We start from the raw sequence: 18,336 nt of genomic DNA, 5'->3' as shown, positions 1-18,336 counted from the left end.
CGCCCCATGACCTCCGCAGCCCTGAAAAAACTCTCCCTGGCCATGCTGTGCGCCATCGGCGGAGTCGCTCTCCCGGCCGCTGCCTTCGCCGAGGCGACGGACGCGGCCATGACCACCCTGCTCAAGCAGGCCGAATTCTGGCAATCGCACAACCGCCCAGACCTGGCCCGGGAAACCCTGGCACGCGCCCTGCAGGTCCAACCGGACGCCGAGGAAGTCCTCTACCGGCTGGGCCTGATCGCCCTGCCCGACGACGAAAAGGCCAGCCGCGCCTGGTTGCAGCGACTGGCCGACAGCCATCCCGGCAGTCCGCGCATCGACGATCTCAAGCTCGCCCTGCAGGGCCGGAGCCTCGATAAATCCAGGCTTGCACGGATTCGCCTCACGGCCGAACAGGGCGATTCGGCGCAGGCCGCGCAAGGCTACCGCGAGCTGTTCAACGGCAAACAGCCCCCTCCGGAGCTGGCCTTGGAGTACTACCAGACGCTGGCCGGCCAGGACGAACACTGGCAGGAAGCCCGGCAAGGGCTGGAAAGGCTCCGGGCCAGGCAACCGGACGATCCACGCGTGCAACTCGCCTTGGCCTCGGTGTTGAGTTATCGGGAAGCCACGCGGCGCCAGGCCATCGACATGCTGGCGGAACTCGCGCCACGGCTGCCGGAAGCCCGACCGGCCTGGCGCCAGGCACTGCTCTGGCTGGATGCGGGAGCCCGCGACGAAGCGCTGTATGTCCGCTACAGCGAGGCCAACCCGACCGACGCAGAGGTACCGGCGCGTTTCCAGACCGCCCTCTCGGCCGGCCGCGGCAATCCTGGCGACAACGCCCGGAACGAAGGCTTCAATGCACTCAGAAGCCTGCACAACGCTGCCGCCCTGCAGAGCTTCAGGCAGGCGCTGAACCACAATCCGCGCGACGCGGAAGCCTGGGGGGGACTGGGCGTCGCGCAATTGCGCGCGCAAAACTACCGGGACGCCCGCAATAGCCTGCTCAAGGCCGGCGAGCTGGCCCCCGCCACACGCGACAAATGGGCAAAGGCGCTGGCCGATGCCGCGTTCTACGAAAAACTGCAGGCCGCCCGGCTGCAACGCGACGACGGTCATCTGGAGAGCGCCGAAACGCTCGCCCGGCAGCTCGCCGAAGGCAGCGGCGAACGGCCGCGGGCGGCCAAGCTGCTGCTGGCCGACATCCTGATACGCCAGCAAAAAGCCGCCGCCGCCGAGCCGCTCTACCGCAGCCTGCTTGCCGAGGACCCCAACAATCGCCCGGCCCTGGCGGGCCTCTACGGCAGCCTGCTGCAGCAGGACAAACGCCAGGCCGCCAGCGACCTGCTGCGCAGCCATCCCGGCCTGTCCGACGCCCTGCACGGCGGCCTGCAACAGGTCGAAGCCCTGGCCCTGCGCGACCGCGCCGAAGCCTTACGCCGGCAAGGCGACAACGAGGGAGCGGCCAGGCTGTTCGGCGAGGCCCTGAGATTGGCGCCGCAGAACCCCTGGATACGCCTGTCCTATGCACGGCTGCTCGACGCCAGCAACGATCCGCAACAGGCCAGGCAGATGATGGAGCCGCTGACAACCGGCCCCGCCGATGCCGAGGTCCTGCACGCCGCCACGCTGCTCGCCCTGGACCAGGGCCGCTGGGACGACGCCGCCGGCTACCTGAAGCGGATTCCGCCGGAGCGGCAGAGCGGCCCGGAACTCCAGGCACTCGGGCAGCGCGTGCAGACCGGGGCGCGGATCGCCGAGGCGCGCCGTGCCGTGGCCGGCGGCAACCGGGTGGTCGCCCGCCAGGCCCTGCGCAAGCTGTACGACGAAACGCCCGCCACCCCTACAGCGCGTGGCGAGACGGCACTGGCTCTGGCGGAGCTGGGCGATCCCGCGGCGGCGCTGACTCTGGTCCGCGAGGACCTGCGCGACCTTTCCGGCCCCAACGCCTCCGACTACCTCGGGCATGTCGCCGTCCTGGTCAAGACCGGACAGATGTCCGAAGCCGACCTCCTGATGCACCGGCTCGAACAGCGCGGCGGCCTGAACGCGGACGACCTGGAGGGCCTGCAACGGTTGCGCAACGGTTTCGCGGTCGCCCAGGCCGACCGGCAGCGGCAGAGCGGCGATCTGGCCGGCGCCTACGACACGTTGATCGCCAGCGTCGACGAATCGCCCCGCGACAAGGATCTGCTGCTGGCCATGGGGCGGCTGTACGATTCCGGCAAAATGTACAAGGAGGCGGAAGCCATCTACGCCAAGGTTCTCCAGGACTCGCCCAACCACCCCGAAGGCGTGCGCGGGGCGGTGAACGCGGCCCTGGGCAGCCACGATCCGAAGCGCGCCGCGCAACTGCTCGACCGGGCCGGCCCGTCGCTCGACGAACCCACGGCCCTGCTCCTGTCCGCGCGCGTGGCCGAGGCGAAGGGCGATAACCGCCGGGCGATCGCCCTGCTCGAAAGCGCCAGGCGCAAGCGGCTGGCCGCCGCCGGAGCGCGCGCAGAGTCGGTGCCGAACGGCGTACCGGCCTTCGTCGCCCGGGGCAATCCCTTCCGCGCCCCCGGCGACGCCGTTCCGCCCCTGGTTCTCGCCGACGCCCGCCATTCCGGCGCGACGGAACCGGCGGAGCCGCGCACGGCCTCGCCCCTGACCGGGATACCGCTCTCCAGGACCTTTGCCAGTCGCCCCTCTTACACACCCGCCGATCCCTTGGCCAGCGAGATCGAAACCCGGCTGAACGCCCTGCGCGAAAAAACCGCCACCCTCCTGGCCGCCAGCACCAGCCTACGCGTGCGCGACGGCGAGGACGGACTCTCCCAACTGACCGAGGTCAAGGCACCGCTGCAGCTTTCCATGGTGCCGCTGAACAACGCACGCGTGGAGGTGACGCTCACGCCCACCCACCTCGACGCGGGTACCCCCGGAACGGATAGCTCACGCCGCTTCGGCACCACCTCCCTGTCGGTCGCCCAGACACTCGACTCGGGCTATAAAGAGGCGCTGGCGGCGTTGTCGGACCCGACCCTGGACAACGACCAGAAACGGATCGCTGCCGCCACCCGGCTGAACGCTACCCAGCAAGCGGCGGTCGCGGCGCTCAAGTCCGAGTCCCAGCGCGACAGCGGTGCGGCCCTGAACCTGGGCATCAAGACGGATAGCTTCCAGGCGGACATCGGCACGACGCCGCAGGGCTTCGAAAAGACCAATATCGTCGGCGGCGCGAAATGGACGCCGCGGGTCGGGCAGAACGGAACCGCCACGCTCGGCGTCGAGCGGCGTGCCGTCACCGACAGCCTGCTGTCCTATGCCGGCACCAGGGACCCGATCACCGGCAAGGCCTGGGGGGGCGTGACCAAGACCGGCGTCAATGTCCAATACGCCTACGACAATGGCGACGCCGGCTTCTATGCCGGCGGCGATTACCATGTCTACCGCGGCGACAACGTCGCGAACAACAGCTCCGCCGGCCTCCACACGGGCGCCTACATGCGGCCGATCAGCAACCGGACCCAGGAGCTGCAGACCGGGGTTCATCTGAACTGGATGGGCTTCGACAAGAACCTGAGCGGCTACACGCTGGGCCATGGCGGCTACTTCAGCCCGGAGAGCTTCGTCGGCATCGCCTTCCCCGTGCAGTACGCCTACAACGCCAACCGCTGGAACATGAAACTGCGGGCGGCGGCGGGCTTCCAGTCCTTCACCCAGGAGCGCGCCCCCTATTTCCCCGAGGACAAGGCCCTGCAGAACCAGCTGGAGCAGTTGCAGAAGGACGTGACGAACATGTCCGGCGAGCTCACCGCCGCCGGCCTGTCCGCATCCACCCCGACCATCGAGTCCTACTATAAATCCGACAGCCAAAGCGGCCTGGCTATCAACGGCGGTGCCACGCTCGAATACAGCCTGGGCGAGCAGACGAAGGTCGGCGGCACGATCGGCTACGACAGCTTCGGCAATTACACGGAGACGACCGGCTCGATCTATTTCAAACATGCCCTGGAGAACCTCCCTTGATAGCGGAAAGCGACATCCAGGCCAGCAACCTGGCCTACTACGGCGACCGCCACAACAACAAGCAGTGGCGGCAGTTCGTTCTGACGCTGATCACCGAGATGTACAGCACTGCCGGCTCCGTCGATGCCTGCAGCTTCCTGCGCCATGTCGGCTCGCGCATCGCCGCCGCCAATCCGCTCAAGGAGCAGCCCAGCCTCCAGGCCCTGGAGGCGGCGCTGAACGGGATACTCGGCGAACTGGACTGGGGCTGGGTGCGCCTGAGCACCGACAACCGCTCGATTCGCATCGTGCACGGTGCCTATCCGGGCATTCTGGAAACCTCCGACTCCTGGCACCAGGCGATCGCCGCCGTACTCGAAGGCATGCATGAGCACTGGATCCAGGCACAGAACGAGGAAGTGCGGCTGTCGGTGAAATGCATCGACATTGCCCAGCACGGCGCGCTGGTATTCAGCTGTGGCGGTTGAACGCCTCGGCCCCATGGCGGCCCTGATCGCCCTGCTGCTGCTCGGCCTGCCGGCCTGCGCCGCTCAGGACGACGACTGGTCGCGCTATCGGACCCGTTACATCGACGGCGGCCGCGTGCTGGATACCGGCAACCGCGACGTCAGCCATTCGGAGGGGCAAGGCTGGGGCATGCTGCTGGCCGAGGCCAACGGCGACCGCCAGACTTTCGACCGACTGTGGAACTGGACCCGCCAGCATCTGCTGCGCCCCGATATCGCCCTGTTCTCATGGCGTTACGATCCCTCGTCGTCACCGCCGGTACAGGACACCAACAACGCCACCGACGGCGACCTGCTGATCGCCTGGGCCCTGCTGCGCGCCGCCCAGCGCTGGGACTCCGACGACTACCGGGCAGCCTCGGCGAAGATCCGCCAGGCGATCGCCGCCCGACTGGTCAGGGAATATGCCGGCCTTGCCGTTCTTCTGCCCGGCCTGGACGGCTTCGAGCAGAACGACCAGTTGATCCTGAACCCCTCCTACCTGGTGATGCCGGCCATCCGGGCCTTCGCCGAGGTCGAGCCGCAAGCCGCTTGGCGGCGCTTGCTGGACGACGGCCAAACCCTGCTGGAAAGGGCCCGCTTCGGACACTACCGCCTGCCCCCCGACTGGCTGGCCCTGCGGGCGGACGGCACCCTGCAGCCCGCCGCGGCCTGGCCTGCGCGCTTCGGCTTCGATGCGGTACGCGTGCCGCTCTATCTGGCCTGGGACGGCAGCCCCCCCGGCTCGGCGTCGCTGCGCCCCTTCGCCGACTTCTGGGCCTGTTGCGAGCAGCCCCATGCCTGGGTGGACCTGCGTTCGGGCGAGCTGTCGCCCTATCCCGCCTCCACGGGCGTCAGAGCCATCGCCGTGCTGATCGGGGAGGGAAGCGCGCTCATCGCCTTCCCCGAAAAAGCCGAAAACGAGGACTACTATTCGATGTCCCTGCTGCTGCTGGCCCGCCTGGCCCAGCGGGAACGGACGCCCTAAAGCGGCGCGCTGCGCGCCAGCAGCGCCGCCACGTCCAGACCGCGCGGCAGGGTGCCGTAGACCCGGCCGCCCTCGCCGAGGCGGCTGTGGATGAAGGCGTCCGACACCGCCGCGTTGCCGGCCTCAAGGAGCAGCCCGGCCTGCAGGGTCACCGCCAGCTCCTCGACCAGCCGCCGGGCGCAGTAGTGGATCTCGGTGCGGTCGGCCAGCGCCTTCCTGAGCCATTCGATGCGCGCCTTGAGCCGCGCGTCGCCATGGCCGCCGTCCAGCTCGTCGAACAGCGCCTCGAGCGCTTGCGGCTCCTTGCCGAGCACGCGCAGCACGTCCAGGCACTGCACGTTGCCCGAACCCTCCCAGATCGAGTTGACCGGCGCCTCGCGGTACAGCCGCGGCAGGATGCTCTCCTCGACGTAGCCGGCGCCGCCCAGGCACTCGGCGGCCTCGCCGATCATTTCCGGGGCGCGCTTGCAGATCCAGTACTTGCCGATCGCGGTGAGCAGCCGGGCGAGCAGCCGCTCGCGTTCGTCCTCGCCATGGTCGAGCGCCCGCGCCAGGCGCAGGGTCAGGGCCAGCGCCGCCTCGCTCTCCAGGGCCAGGTCGGCCAGCACGTTCTGCATCAGCGCGTGCTCGACCAGCACCTGGCCGCCGACCAGGCGGTGCGCGCAGTGGTGCAGCGCCTGGGTCAGCGCCTGGCGCATCAGCGCACTGGAGCCGATCATGCAGTCGAAGCGGGTCAGGCCGACCATCTCCAGGATGGTCTTCACCCCGCAGCCCTCCTCGCCGACCATCCAGGCCAGGGCGCCGCGGTACTCCACCTCGGCGGAAGCGTTCGACCAGTTGCCCAGCTTGTTCTTCAGGCGCTGGACGTAAAGCTGGTTGCGCCCGCCGTCCGGGCGGTGGCGCGGCAGCAGGAAGCAGGACAGCCCGCCGTCGCTCCAGGCCAGGGTCAGGAAGGCGTCGCTCATCGGCGCCGAGCAGAACCACTTGTGGCCGAGCAGCTCGTAGGCCTGCCCCGGCCCCGCCGCGCCGACCGGCCAGGCGCGGGTGGTGTTGGCGCGCACGTCGGTGCCGCCCTGCTTCTCGGTCATCGCCATGCCCAGGGTGAGCCCGCTCTTGCGCTCCATCGGCAGGTTGCGCGGGTCGTACTCGCCGGCCAGCACTCCGGGCAGCCAGCGTTCGGCGATTTCCGGCTGCTGGCGCAGCGCCGCCACGCCGGCGAAGGTCATGGTCAGCGGGCAGGCGCTGCCGGCCTCGACCTGGTTGTGCAGGTACATCAGCCCGGCGCGGGCGACCTGGGCGCCGGGGCGCGGCTCGCGCCAGGGCAACGCCGGCAGGCCATGGGCAATGGCCGTTTGCATCAGTTCGTGATAGGCGGGGTGGAAGTCCACCTGGTCGATGCGATGGCCGTAGCGGTCGTGGCTGCGCAGCACCGGGCGGTGCTCGTTGGCGGCAAAGCCCGCCGCCAGCAGCGGTCCGCCGGCCAGCGCGCCATAGGCCTCCAGTCGCGCCTCCGCCCAGCCGCCGTCGTAGCGGCGGACCCACTCCTGCAACGGCCGGTCGATGCGGTAGAGGTTGGCGCCGTCCAGGGGCGGCACCTGGTTGGTCACCTCGTGGGTTTCGGCGTACTGGTGCAGCTGCATGGCGGCGCTCCTCGGCGGCGGGTGCCCCGTTGAGTGAAGCACGCCGGATGCCGCGCGGCGGACGCATCCGACGGGGGTTCGGCCCGGGCGATTAGTGGTAAGCTCGCACGCCATGAACATGCCGAACTTTCGTCCCGTCGTCCTCTGCCTGTCCGGCCACGATCCCAGTGGCGGCGCCGGCCTGCAGGCGGACATCGAGGCCCTGCTCGCCCAGGGCTGCCACGCCGCGCCGGCGGTCACCGCGCTGACCGTGCAGGACACCTGCAACGTCGCCGACTTCCGCGTCCTCGACCGCGCCTGGGTACTCGCCCAGGCCGAGGCGGTGCTCGCCGACCTGCCGGTCGCCGCGATCAAGCTGGGCATGCTCGGCTCGCGGGAGATGGTCGACACCGCGGCCGAGATCGCCCGGCGCCTGCCCGGCGTGCCGCTGATCTGCGACCCGGTGCTGCGCGCCGGCGGCGGCGGCGCGCTGGGCCAGGACGAGGTCGGCCAGGCGATCCGCGAGCGCCTGATGCCGCTCTGCCGCATCGCCACGCCGAACCTGCCGGAGGCGCGGATTCTCGCCGAACTGCCCGAGGGCAGCGCCGATGCCTGCGCCGAGCGGCTGCTCGAGCACTGCGAGCATCTGCTGATCACCGGCGGCCACGGCGACGAGGCCGAGGTGCACAACCGCCTGTATTCGCGAGGCGACGGCGCCCGGACCTTCACCTGCGTGCGCCTGCCGGGCAGCTACCACGGCTCCGGCTGCACCCTGGCCAGCGCCCTGGCCGGCCGCCTGGCCCTCGGCGAGGAACTGGCCAGCGCGGTGCGCTCGGCGCTCGACTACACTTGGCGCACCCTGCGCGACGCCGAGGCACCGGGCCGCGGCCAGTACGTGCCGCGCCGCCTGCCGCTGGATTTCGGCAACTGATCCGGCGTCGCCCGGCACAGGCCGGGCGCAGCGGCTTGACTGGCCGGGGACAGCCGGCCCCCGGCGACTTCCGCCGGCCCTTCGCAGACGAGGCGAATCCATCATGAAGCTACGCGGTCTCTACGCCATCACCGACAGCCAGCTGCTGCAGGGCGGCAAGCTCCTGCCCTACGTCGAAGCCGCGCTGAAGGGGGGCGCCCGGCTGCTGCAGTACCGCGACAAGTCCAACGAGGATGCCCGCCGGCTGCGCGAGGCCGAGGCGCTGCGCGACCTCTGCCTGCGCCACGGTGCGCAGTTGATCGTCAACGACGACCTCGAGCTGGCCATGCGCCTGGGCGTCGGCCTGCACCTCGGCCAGCAGGACGGCTCGCTGTCCGCCGCCCGCGCCCTGCTCGGCCCCAAAGCGGTCATCGGCGCCACCTGCCACGGGCAACTGGAACTGGCCGAGCAGGCCGCCGCCGACGGCGCCAGCTACCTGGCCTTCGGCCGCTTCTTCGACTCCTCGACCAAACCCGGCGCGCCGCCGGCCTCGCCCGAACTGCTGGAAGAGGCCCGTGCGCGCTTTTCCCAGCCGCTGGTGGCGATCGGCGGCGTGACCCTGGACAACGCCCCCGGGCTGATCGCCCGCGGCGCCGCCATGGTCGCGGTGATCCATGCGCTGTTCGCCGCCGAGAACCCCGCCGAGGTCGAGCGCCGCGCCCAGGCCTTCAGCCAACTGTTCGCCGACTCCTGATTCCCCCTCACGGTGGAGCCCGCGCGGCGGGCTTCCCCCCAGCTTGCAGAGGCCCTCGCATGTCCCGTTCCGAAACCCTCTTCGCCCACGCCCAGAAGCACATCCCCGGCGGCGTCAACTCGCCGGTGCGCGCCTTCCGCGGCGTCGGCGGCACCCCGCTGTTCTTCAAGCACGCGCAAGGCGCCTACGTGATCGACGAGGACGACAAGCGCTATGTGGACTACGTCGGCTCCTGGGGCCCGATGATCCTCGGCCACAGCCACCCGGAAGTGCTCGACGCGGTGCGCAAGCAGCTGGAGCACGGCCTCTCCTACGGCGCGCCGACCGCCCTGGAAACCGAGATGGCCGAGCTGGTCTGCAGTCTGGTGCCGTCGATGGACATGGTGCGCATGGTCAGTTCCGGCACCGAGGCGACCATGAGCGCGATCCGCCTGGCCCGCGGCTATACCGGCCGCGACAGCATCATCAAGTTCGAGGGCTGCTACCACGGCCACTCCGACAGCCTGCTGGTCAAGGCCGGCTCCGGCGCCCTGACCCTCGGCGTGCCGAGTTCGCCCGGCGTGCCGGCGGCCTTCGCCAAGCACACCCTGACCCTGCCCTACAACGACCTGGGCGCGGTGGAAAAGACCCTCGCCGAAGTCGGTCGGGACATCGCCTGCATCATCGTCGAGCCGGTGGCCGGCAACATGAACTGCGTGCCGCCGGCGCCGGGCTTCCTCGAAGGCCTGCGCGAACAGTGCGATGCGCACGGCGTGGTGCTGATCTTCGACGAGGTGATGACCGGCTTCCGCGTCGCCCTGGGCGGCGCCCAGGCCCACTACGGCGTCACTCCGGACCTCTCGACCTTCGGCAAGATCGTCGGCGGCGGCATGCCGGTCGGCTGCTTCGGCGGCAAGCGAGCGATCATGGAATGCATCGCCCCGCTGGGCCCGGTCTACCAGGCCGGCACCCTCTCCGGCAACCCGCTGGCGATGGCCGCCGGCCTCGCCACCCTCCGGCTGATCGGCCGGCCGGGCTTCCACGCCGAGCTGAGCGACTACACTGCACGCATGCTCGACGGCCTGCGGCAGCGCGCCGATGCCGCCGGCATCCCCTTCGTCACCACCCAGGCGGGCGGCATGTTCGGCCTGTACTTCAGCGAAGCCGAAGAAATCGTCACCTTCGACGACGTGATGGCCAGCGACGCCGAGCGCTTCAAGCGCTTCTTCCACCGGATGCTGGAGGGCGGCGTGTACCTGGCGCCCTCCGCCTTCGAGGCCGGCTTCACCTCGATCGCCCACGGCGAGGCGGAGCTTTCGATCACCCTCGACGCCGCCGAGCGCGCCTTCGCCACGCTCGCCAAGGACTGAACGGCAGGCCACGGCCCGCGGCGGTTTGCCGGCTTCGGGGGAGACAGGGGCGGCAAAGGCTTTGTAAGGCCGGCGCCGCTTATTCATAATGTGCCGGCCGGCACACTTCGCCGGCCGGGCGACCGCCCGCTCCGACTCGAGGCGCAGCGATTCCATGATCCGCCGTAACCTGACCCTGGGTTGCCTGTTGCTACTCTCCGCCTCCCTGCCGGCCTGGGCCGGGGAGAACACCCTGCTGATCCCGGCACCGGGCAGTTGCGCCCTGGACAGCCCTGCCGAGGAGCTTCCCGCGGCGCTGTCGCGCTGCGAACAGGCCGCGCAGGGCGGCGACCTGCAGGCGGAGTACGAGCTGGGCAAGTTCTACTACGAAGGCAAGCGCACCCCGCGCGACCTGTCCCGTGCGCTGAACTGGTTCGAGCAGGCCTCGCTGCACGGCCACGCCGAAGCCCAGCACCGCCTGGGGCTGATGTTCTTTCGCGGCGAAGGGGTGCCGGCCAACAACGTGCAGGCCTACATCGTGCTGAAGATGGCCGCGGTGAACGGCTCGGAAGAAGCGCTGGACAGCGCCGACCTGGTCGCCGAACAGATGAGCCGCGACGAGCTGGAAATCGCCACCCAGGTGCTCGGCCAGATCTTCCGCAACTACCTCATGGAACTCCAGGCCCTCGAAGGCCGCTCGCCGTTTTCGCCGCTGCCTTAGCGCGGCGCGGCGAAGAGCCGGAGCCTGACTCGAGTTCGTCTACACACGTCCCCGCACGGCAACGGGCCGACATGGCCGGGCCACGCGGCGACCGACCGCATCGAGACCTGACGCGCCGGAGCGGCACCCTGGCAGCGGCACTGCGACAACCCGGGGCGCCACGGTCGACCGTCCGCTTACCACCGGATGCCCGGGTCAAACGGCGCAGGCTTTATCCGTCTATTGACGGTTGACACAGCACCGGGTCTGGCTCGTCCGGGATCGTCGCGATTTCAGAATCCATCAAGCGACATCGTCGGCATGCTCCATCATCGACAAGACCGCCTGCGCCAGCTGGGTCGGCGTATGCACGTCGGTCAACACGTTCAAGGGGATGGAAATGTCGAATTCGTCTTCGAGTTCCATCACAAGATCCATGGCATTGATAGAGTCGAGGCCAAGCTCCTCGATCAAATCGACGCTCGGGTGGATCGACTCTCCGGGAAAAGCCAGGCGATCCAAGTGGAAAAATAGCCGTTCCAGTATTTTCTCTTGGGAAATCATGGGCAACTCTCTCTTGACTCCTGGATTTGCCTTGCGCCAGCGCTCCTGCAAGGCTCTTCTCAGCAAGATTTATGGGGCAGCCACTGCAGCACGGCTGCTGGCCAGATCCTCCCCGCGAAGGAAGGTGAGCCGCGCATCGTTCTGTTCCAGGGCTTCGCAGCCATCCGCGAAGCAACCATTCGAACAAGGGCCGCATTCATCAAGATCACCAGGCCCGTACACCGCCGCACCGTCCTACTCCTGAAAACAGCCACGGCGATATCCTTGGCCACTCGCCTCACCTGATGCTCGTCCCTGAACTTCGAAGAGGTATACCACAACAATTCCGGATGTCGCGCAGCCCGCGAGGACATCAATGGTAAACGCTTGCAACAGCCACTCTTCAGTATGGCCTCGGTCAGGCGCCCACTGCCGTCGATATTGATCCGCTTGAAAGGCGAAGCTGCCATGCACCCCTCCGGCGCAACGGATGATCGTCTCCGTGCCGGCGCCTCGCCATCGTTCGGCGCCCCGCACCCGTTCGGTACCCGCCACGAAACATCCCCGACAACGGTTCAAGGCGGATCTACCCGAAAGCCACCGACAGCCCTGATTCGGACTGTCTTTGCGCCAGGAAACGCTTGCGCGCTTCGGCCCGCGAGGGCTTCCCCGACGAGGTCCGCGGAAGGGAATGCGGCGGAACGAGTTCAACCGTTGCCGTAAAACCGAACTCGCCGTTGATCAATCCGGCCAGGGTGCGCACCAAGCTCTCCCGTTTTTCCGGATCGGTTGCACGGCACTGGACCAGCACCACCACTCGCGGGTCCGCTTCCGCCGGGACCAGGAAAGCGATCACGTCGCCGGAGCGAACCTCGGGCTGGGACTCGAGCAGGTATTCGACGTCCTGCGGCCAGATGTTTCGGCCCCGGACAATCAGCAGATCCTTTTGCCTTCCGGTAATGAACAGCTCCCCGTTATGCAGATAGCCGAGGTCGCCGGTATCGAGCCAGTCGCCGTCCATATGGGCTTGCGTGGATTCCTCATCGCGGAAATAGCCCGACATCAGGCTGGGTCCCTGCAGGGTTATCCGCCCGACCCGGCACTCCGGCAAGGGACGTCCGGCCTCGTCGCGTATTTCGAGCCGGTGTCCGGGAAGGGCCGCACCACAGTTGACGAAGGTACTGGCCTTGCTTCCCTCGCCGCGGGACGGCACGGCCGTCGACCGATGCTCCAACGCCCAGCGATCGACCCGATCCACCTGAACTCCGACACCGCGGCGAGCGAAGCTGACGCCCAGGGTACTTTCCGCCAGGCCATAAGCAGGCACGAAGGCCGTGCGATCGAAGCCCGCCGGCGCGAACTGCTCCGCGAACCGCTCCAGCACCTCGGCGCGAATCGGCTCCGCGCCGATCGCGGCGATACGCCAGCTGGAAAGATCGAAACGCGTTACCTCGCCCTCGCGGGCACGCCGGGAGCACAGGTCGTAACCAAAGGGCGGGGCCAAGGCAATGGTGCCCCGATTCTGGCCGATCAGGTTCAGCCACTGCCTCGGCCGCATCGCGAAGTCCGGGGTGCGCAGATAGTCCACCGACAACTGCGCCGCCATCGGGCCCAGTACGGACCCGACCAGCCCCATGTCGTGATAGAACGGCAACCAGGAGACGCAGCGGTCCCCCGGGCGCACGCCCAGCCCGTCCCGAATCATCCCTTGCAGGTTGGCCATTACCGCGCGCTGGGTAACGACCACGCCACGGGGAAAGCGGGTACTCCCGGACGTGTACTGAAGGTAGGCCACCTCATCCGGCCGGGAAGGCTCCAGTTCCACGGGCGGAACCGCCCGGGTCTTGATCTCCTTGACCGAGCCGACGAACAGCGCGCCGCACGAGCCGGCAGCCTCCTGCGCGAGCGGCAGCCACTCCGAGGGGGCCAGGATGGCGGTCGGCTCGCAGCTTTTCAGCAGAGCGCCGAGCTTTTCGACGTACGAGACATGGCAGCCCAAGCCTGACGGAATGGGCAGCGGCACCGGTATGAAGCCGGCGTACTGACAGCCATAGAAGGCTTCCATGAACCCCGGCTCGGTATCGGCGATCAAGGCGACCCGATCGCCCCTGCGCAGGCCAAGCCCGTGAAGGCGCCTGGCCACGGCCAGCGCCTCCCGCCTCAGGGCGGCATATTGGACGACGGCCGTCAGACGGCAGCGGCCATCGTAGAAATTCAAACCGGTATGCCCACGCGCTGCGTAATCGAGGGCTTCCGCCAGTGTCGAAAAGTCGGCCAACCGCTGGGGAAAAACGTGCCGGGAAAGCGTTGCAGACATATAAAGCTTGGCCATTAGTTCGATCCTTAAATCTTTCAGCGCAACAGCTACTCACTGCAGCGAACCGATCGACGAGGCTGGAAGCGTACTGAATCATTAAAACCAACGAAGTCGACGATCATTCGACTCTCGGTCAGCGTAGTCCATTCTTACCGGTCAAATTCCCTCAAAACGAGACACCGCGAAAGAGATGCATGTGGGCAATCGGGAATACTGCACTGCGAGCCGCAAATCCGCCATGACTAGCGGCCTGAGCGGTTGGTTTGTTAATTTAATCGGATAGACGGATCGCCTGGGCAAAGCCGTGGCGAGAAGCGGCAACGCCCTATCGGGCCCCGCGTGCCGAAATCGACTCATCGAACCAATCAAGCACGCCACCAATACTCCATATATATTTCAATAACAAATCGCCCATCAAATAACCGTCAATAAAACATGAAAAAACAGTCGAGCCATTTCAATTCAACCCTGGATTTGCCGGGTTATATCTATTTTTTCAGATCGGTACTTGCGCGGCACTTTTCGCTATATCGAGGAAGTGCATCCTCACGCCCGCGAACGGGTGCATGATCGCCCGAAACGGGTATTCGACCGTGGTTCGGAGTTGCACATTGGTTTTTCGACCCGGCGGGGTCATAGCCGCGCAGAAGGGAGCAGCGGGCGATCATCGCGCTGTCCTGCAGGGCGGAGGGCTTCGCGGCGCGGGTCGACGAGGCAGGGCGGGAAGTGTGGAAAACCCCACTCGCCACCGCTCAATCCTCGTCCAACGCCAGAGGCTGGTCGCGCGATTGCCCTGGCCGCTCGCCCGGCATCTCTGGCCGAGCCTTTCGCGCCTACCTATAATGCGCGGTCCTTCGAATCACCCAGACCGAACCCCCATGGCCAAGAAGCTTTTCATCGAAACCCACGGCTGCCAGATGAACGAGTACGACAGCTCGCGCATGGCCGACCTGCTGGGCGAACACCAGGCTCTGGAACTCACCGAAAACCCGGCGGAAGCCGACGTCATCCTCCTCAATACCTGCTCGATCCGCGAAAAGGCCCAGGAGAAGGTGTTTTCCCAGCTGGGCCGCTGGCGCGAACTGAAGAAGCACAACCCCGCGCTGGTGATCGGCGTCGGCGGCTGCGTGGCCAGCCAGGAAGGCGCGGCGATCCGCGAGCGCGCGCCCTACGTCGACGTGGTGTTCGGCCCGCAGACCCTGCACCGCCTGCCGGAGATGATCGACGCCGCGCGGACCACGCAAAAGCCCCAGGTGGACGTCTCCTTCCCGGAGATCGAGAAGTTCGACCGCCTACCCGAGCCGCGGGTCGACGGCCCCAGCGCCTTCGTCTCGGTGATGGAAGGCTGCAGCAAGTACTGCAGCTTCTGCGTGGTGCCCTACACCCGCGGCGAGGAAGTCAGCCGGCCGCCGGAGGACGTGCTCGCCGAGGTCATCCACCTGGCCGAGAACGGCGTGCGCGAAGTCACCCTGCTCGGCCAGAACGTCAACGGCTACCGTGGCACCGCCACCGACGGGCGCCTGGTCGACTTCGCCGAGCTGCTCTACCTGGTGGCCGCCGTCGACGGCATCGACCGCCTGCGCTACACCACCAGCCATCCGCTGGAGTTCTCCGACGCCCTCATCCAGGCCCACGCGGAGATTCCCGAACTGGTGAAGTTCGTCCACCTGCCGGTGCAGTCCGGCTCCGACCGAATCCTCGCGGCGATGAAGCGCAACCACACCGCCCTGGAGTACAAGTCGCGGATTCGCAAGCTGAAGGCCGCTGTGCCGGAGATCAGCATCAGTTCGGACTTCATCGTCGGCTTCCCCGGCGAGACCGAGGAGGATTTCGCCCAGACCATGAAGCTGATCGAGGAAGTCGGCTTCGACTTCTCCTACTCCTTCGTCTACAGCGCGCGCCCCGGCACCCCGGCGGCGGAGCTGCCCGACGACACCCCGGAAGAGCTGAAGAAGCAGCGCCTCTCGATCCTGCAGCAGCGCATCTCCCAGCAGGGCTTCGAGATCAGCCGACGGATGGTCGGCAGCACCCAACGCATCCTGGTCAGCGACTACTCGAAGAAGGACCCCGGCATGCTCCAGGGCCGCACCGAGAACAACCGCATCGTCAACTTCCCCTCGGCCAACCCGCGGCTGATCGGCCAGTTCGCCCTGGTGCGCATCGACGACGCCCTGCCCCACTCGCTGCGCGGCAGCCTGCTCGACTGATCCCCCGCGAACGGCCCGGCGGGCGGCGTTCCGCCGGGTCCGCCGCGCCCCCGACCGGCGTCGACTTCCCCCCCGCCGCCGACGGCGCTATTCTTCCCTCATCATTCCACCGCGAGACGGCCGTACCCGAAAGCCCTTGAACGCACCCACAGAACCCCGTCGCTTCACCCTTGAACCCTTCGAAGCCCGCCGCTTCGCCAACCTCTGCGGACAATTCGACGAGCACCTGCGCTTGATCGAACAGCGCCTGGCCATCGAGATCCGCAACCGCGGCAGCCAGTTCGAACTGCTCGGCGAGCCGCACCATACCCAGGCCGCCGAACAGCTGCTGCGCCGCCTCTACCGGGAAACCCACGGCGCCGACCTGTCGCCGGACCTGGTCCACCTGTTCCTCCAGGAGTCGGGCATGGAGGCGCTGGTCGACCCCCGGGCCGAAGCCAGCGTCGCCCTGCGCACCCGCAAGGGACTGATCCGCCCGCGCGGCGCCAACCAGCAACGCTACGTCAAGGCGATCCTCGACAACGACATCAACTTCGGCATCGGCCCGGCCGGCACCGGCAAGACCTACCTCGCCGTGGCCTGCGCGGTGGACGCCCTGGAGCGCGAACAGGTACGACGCATCCTGCTGGTGCGTCCGGCGGTGGAGGCCGGCGAGAAACTCGGCTTCCTGCCCGGCGACCTGGCGCAGAAGATCGACCCCTACCTGCGCCCGCTGTACGACGCGCTCTACGAGATGCTCGGCTTCGAACAGGTGGCCAAGCTGATCGAGAAGCAGGTGATCGAGATCGCCCCGCTGGCCTACATGCGCGGGCGGACCCTGAACAACAGCTTCATCATCCTCGACGAGAGCCAGAACACCACCCTGGAACAGATGAAGATGTTCCTCACCCGGATCGGCTTCGGCTCCACCGCGGTGATCACCGGCGACGTGACCCAGGTCGACCTGCCGCGCGGCACCAAATCGGGGCTGGCCCACGTGATCGAGGTGCTCCGCGACGTGCCGGGGATCAGCTTCACCCACTTCCAGCCCAAGGACGTGGTGCGCCACCCCCTGGTGCAGCGGATCGTCGAGGCCTACGAGCGCTTCGAGGAACGCCATCCGGCCCGCCCCCAGGGCGAGTCGCGCCAGGAAGGACGCCGCGATGCTTGAACTGGACCTGCAACTGGCCAGCGAACGGCCGCTGCCCGCCGAGAGCGACTTTCGCCGCTGGTGCGAACTGGCCCTGCGCCAGCGCACGGCCGACTCCGAGCTGACCATCCGCCTGGTCGACGAGGCGGAAGGCCGCGAGCTGAACCGCACCTGGCGGCACAAGGACTACCCGACCAACGTGCTGTCCTTCCCCGCCGAGATTCCCGACGGGCTGCTCGACATCCCGCTGCTCGGCGACCTGGTGATCTGCGTACCAGTGGTCGAGCGCGAGGCCGCCGAACAGGGCAAGCCGCTGGATGCCCACTGGGCCCACCTGACGATCCACGGCTGCCTGCACCTGCTCGGCTACGACCACCTCGAGGACGAGGAGGCCGAGGAAATGGAGAACCTGGAACGGGACTTGCTGGCTGAACTGGGCTACCCCGACCCCTACGACAGCGACGACCTGCCCGATCCCGTGGGCACCACGAGCGAAGGAAGATGAGCGAAGATCGATCGAGCAATGGGCAATCCTGGCTGAGCAAGCTCACCCAGGCCTTTGCCCACGAACCCCGCAACCGCCAGGAACTGCTGGAAATCCTCCACGAAGCGCACGAGAACGAGCTGCTCGACAGCGAGGCGCTGACCATCGTGGAGGGCGCCATCCAGGTCGCCGACCTGCAGGTGCGCGACATCATGGTCCCGCGCTCGCAGATGATCACCGTCAAGGCTGGCCAGACACCCCAGGAATTCCTGCCGACGATCATCGACGCCGCCCACTCGCGCTATCCGGTGATCGGCGAAAGCCTCGACGACATCGTCGGCGTCCTGCTCGCCAAGGACCTGCTGCCGCTGCTGCTGCGCAACACCGGCGAGAGCTGTGCCTGCGAGCTCAAGCAGTTGCTGCGCCCGGCGACCTTCGTCCCCGAATCCAAGCGCCTCAACGTGCTGCTGCGGGAACTCCGCAGCACCCACAACCACATGGCCATCGTCATCGACGAGTACGGCGGCGTCGCCGGCCTGGTGACCATCGAGGACGTGCTCGAGCAAATCGTCGGCGATATCGAGGACGAGCACGACGTCGAGGAGGACAGCTACATCAAGGAGCTGCCCAGCGGCGACTTCGTGATCAAGGCGCTGATGCCGATCGAGGACTTCAACGAACACTTCGACAGCGAACTCTCCGACAGCGAGTTCGACACCCTCGGCGGCCTGGTGGCCAATGCCTTCGGCCACCTGCCCAAGCGCAACGAGACCATCGACATCGGCGACTTCCGCTTCCGCGTGCTGAACGCCGACAGCCGGCGCATCCACCTGCTGCGCCTGACCCTCCCGCGCCACTGAGCCCTCGGCCGGGCACGGC

General features: G+C 67.8%; 14 protein-coding genes. 11 read left to right on the top strand and 3 right to left on the bottom strand.

Annotation, left to right across the window (positions count from 1 at the left end; all coding sequences use genetic code 11):
* The first annotated feature begins 6 nt into the window (after positions 1 to 6).
* Genes BMY22_RS07800 through BMY22_RS07790 form a run of 3 tightly spaced genes read left to right on the top strand, consistent with a single transcriptional unit; the run spans position 7 to position 5,466 of the window.
* Positions 7 to 3,993: a cellulose biosynthesis protein BcsC gene (locus BMY22_RS07800; protein WP_090620942.1), complete on the top strand. Its 3,987-nt coding sequence runs from the start codon at positions 7 to 9 to the stop codon at positions 3,991 to 3,993.
* Positions 3,990 to 4,460, top strand: coding sequence for a cellulose biosynthesis protein BcsD (gene bcsD, locus BMY22_RS07795; RefSeq protein ID WP_090620940.1), 471 nt, complete (start codon positions 3,990 to 3,992; stop codon positions 4,458 to 4,460). Before BMY22_RS07800 ends, bcsD begins: the two co-directional genes overlap by 4 nt.
* Positions 4,450 to 5,466: a family 8 glycosyl hydrolase gene (locus BMY22_RS07790; protein WP_090620939.1), complete on the top strand. Its 1,017-nt coding sequence runs from the start codon at positions 4,450 to 4,452 to the stop codon at positions 5,464 to 5,466. The genes bcsD and BMY22_RS07790 overlap by 11 nt, the downstream gene beginning before the upstream one ends.
* On the opposite strand, the gene BMY22_RS07785 is transcribed toward BMY22_RS07790, so the two are convergent.
* A complete protein-coding gene (locus BMY22_RS07785; protein WP_090620937.1) occupies positions 5,463 to 7,106 on the bottom strand; it encodes an acyl-CoA dehydrogenase family protein in 1,644 nt (547 codons plus the stop codon). The genes BMY22_RS07790 and BMY22_RS07785 overlap by 4 nt on opposite strands.
* 112 nt (positions 7,107 to 7,218) lie before the next feature.
* On the opposite strand from BMY22_RS07785, the gene BMY22_RS07780 reads away from it, so the two are divergent.
* The 4 genes from BMY22_RS07780 to BMY22_RS07765 all read left to right on the top strand — a co-directional run bounded on the left by BMY22_RS07780 (position 7,219) and on the right by BMY22_RS07765 (position 10,798).
* A complete protein-coding gene (locus BMY22_RS07780; RefSeq protein WP_425265965.1) occupies positions 7,219 to 8,016 on the top strand; it encodes a bifunctional hydroxymethylpyrimidine kinase/phosphomethylpyrimidine kinase in 798 nt (265 codons plus the stop codon).
* 103 nt (positions 8,017 to 8,119) lie between these two features.
* Entirely contained in the window at positions 8,120 to 8,749 is a 630-nt protein-coding gene (gene thiE / locus BMY22_RS07775) for a thiamine phosphate synthase (protein ID WP_090620934.1), read from the top strand.
* A gap of 59 nt (positions 8,750 to 8,808) precedes the next feature.
* Positions 8,809 to 10,098, top strand: coding sequence for a glutamate-1-semialdehyde 2,1-aminomutase (gene hemL, locus BMY22_RS07770; protein WP_090620932.1), 1,290 nt, complete (start codon positions 8,809 to 8,811; stop codon positions 10,096 to 10,098).
* Positions 10,099 to 10,252: 154 nt separating this feature from the next.
* Positions 10,253 to 10,798, top strand: coding sequence for a tetratricopeptide repeat protein (locus BMY22_RS07765; protein WP_090620931.1), 546 nt, complete (start codon positions 10,253 to 10,255; stop codon positions 10,796 to 10,798).
* A gap of 282 nt (positions 10,799 to 11,080) precedes the next feature.
* Here the strand turns inward: BMY22_RS07765 and BMY22_RS07760 are convergent, their stop codons facing one another.
* Positions 11,081 to 11,341, bottom strand: coding sequence for an acyl carrier protein (locus BMY22_RS07760; RefSeq protein ID WP_090620929.1), 261 nt, complete (start codon positions 11,339 to 11,341; stop codon positions 11,081 to 11,083).
* Positions 11,342 to 11,906: 565 nt separating this feature from the next.
* Positions 11,907 to 13,652 (bottom strand): fatty acyl-AMP ligase, encoded by a 1,746-nt coding sequence (locus tag BMY22_RS07755; protein WP_090620928.1) that lies wholly within the window; start codon positions 13,650 to 13,652, stop codon positions 11,907 to 11,909.
* An 863-nt stretch (positions 13,653 to 14,515) separates the two neighbouring features.
* Here BMY22_RS07755 and miaB point away from each other — a divergent pair.
* From miaB to BMY22_RS07735, 4 genes are all read left to right on the top strand, one after another.
* Positions 14,516 to 15,844 carry a tRNA (N6-isopentenyl adenosine(37)-C2)-methylthiotransferase MiaB gene (miaB, locus tag BMY22_RS07750; protein ID WP_090620926.1) on the top strand — a complete coding sequence of 443 codons (1,329 nt, stop codon included), beginning with the start codon at positions 14,516 to 14,518 and terminating at the stop codon, positions 15,842 to 15,844.
* 136 nt (positions 15,845 to 15,980) lie between these two features.
* Positions 15,981 to 16,994 carry a PhoH family protein gene (locus BMY22_RS07745; RefSeq protein ID WP_090620925.1) on the top strand — a complete coding sequence of 338 codons (1,014 nt, stop codon included), beginning with the start codon at positions 15,981 to 15,983 and terminating at the stop codon, positions 16,992 to 16,994.
* Positions 16,987 to 17,478 (top strand): rRNA maturation RNase YbeY, encoded by a 492-nt coding sequence (gene ybeY, locus BMY22_RS07740; RefSeq protein ID WP_090620923.1) that lies wholly within the window; start codon positions 16,987 to 16,989, stop codon positions 17,476 to 17,478. The genes BMY22_RS07745 and ybeY overlap by 8 nt, the downstream gene beginning before the upstream one ends.
* Positions 17,475 to 18,317: an HlyC/CorC family transporter gene (locus BMY22_RS07735; RefSeq protein WP_090620922.1), complete on the top strand. Its 843-nt coding sequence runs from the start codon at positions 17,475 to 17,477 to the stop codon at positions 18,315 to 18,317. Before ybeY ends, BMY22_RS07735 begins: the two co-directional genes overlap by 4 nt.
* Positions 18,318 to 18,336: the final 19 nt, after the last annotated feature.

Source organism: Azotobacter beijerinckii (assembly GCF_900110885.1).
Taxonomy (GTDB): domain Bacteria; phylum Pseudomonadota; class Gammaproteobacteria; order Pseudomonadales; family Pseudomonadaceae; genus Azotobacter; species Azotobacter beijerinckii.
This window is presented reverse-complemented; position numbering and strand designations above follow the sequence as displayed.

What these genes read in the sequence shown, in the direction of transcription:
- ybeY (WP_090620923.1), top strand. Translation starts at nt 16,987, where the DNA reads ATGCTTGAACTGGACCTGCAACTGGCCAGCGAACGGCCGCTGCCCGCC.
- BMY22_RS07735 (WP_090620922.1), top strand. Translation starts at nt 17,475, where the DNA reads ATGAGCGAAGATCGATCGAGCAATGGGCAATCCTGGCTGAGCAAGCTC.
- BMY22_RS07765 (WP_090620931.1), top strand. Translation starts at nt 10,253, where the DNA reads ATGATCCGCCGTAACCTGACCCTGGGTTGCCTGTTGCTACTCTCCGCC.
- BMY22_RS07785 (WP_090620937.1), bottom strand. Translation starts at nt 7,106, where the DNA reads ATGCAGCTGCACCAGTACGCCGAAACCCACGAGGTGACCAACCAGGTG.
- thiE (WP_090620934.1), top strand. Translation starts at nt 8,120, where the DNA reads ATGAAGCTACGCGGTCTCTACGCCATCACCGACAGCCAGCTGCTGCAG.
- BMY22_RS07780 (WP_425265965.1), top strand. Translation starts at nt 7,219, where the DNA reads ATGAACATGCCGAACTTTCGTCCCGTCGTCCTCTGCCTGTCCGGCCAC.
- BMY22_RS07760 (WP_090620929.1), bottom strand. Translation starts at nt 11,341, where the DNA reads ATGATTTCCCAAGAGAAAATACTGGAACGGCTATTTTTCCACTTGGAT.
- BMY22_RS07800 (WP_090620942.1), top strand. Translation starts at nt 7, where the DNA reads ATGACCTCCGCAGCCCTGAAAAAACTCTCCCTGGCCATGCTGTGCGCC.
- hemL (WP_090620932.1), top strand. Translation starts at nt 8,809, where the DNA reads ATGTCCCGTTCCGAAACCCTCTTCGCCCACGCCCAGAAGCACATCCCC.
- miaB (WP_090620926.1), top strand. Translation starts at nt 14,516, where the DNA reads ATGGCCAAGAAGCTTTTCATCGAAACCCACGGCTGCCAGATGAACGAG.
- BMY22_RS07755 (WP_090620928.1), bottom strand. Translation starts at nt 13,652, where the DNA reads ATGGCCAAGCTTTATATGTCTGCAACGCTTTCCCGGCACGTTTTTCCC.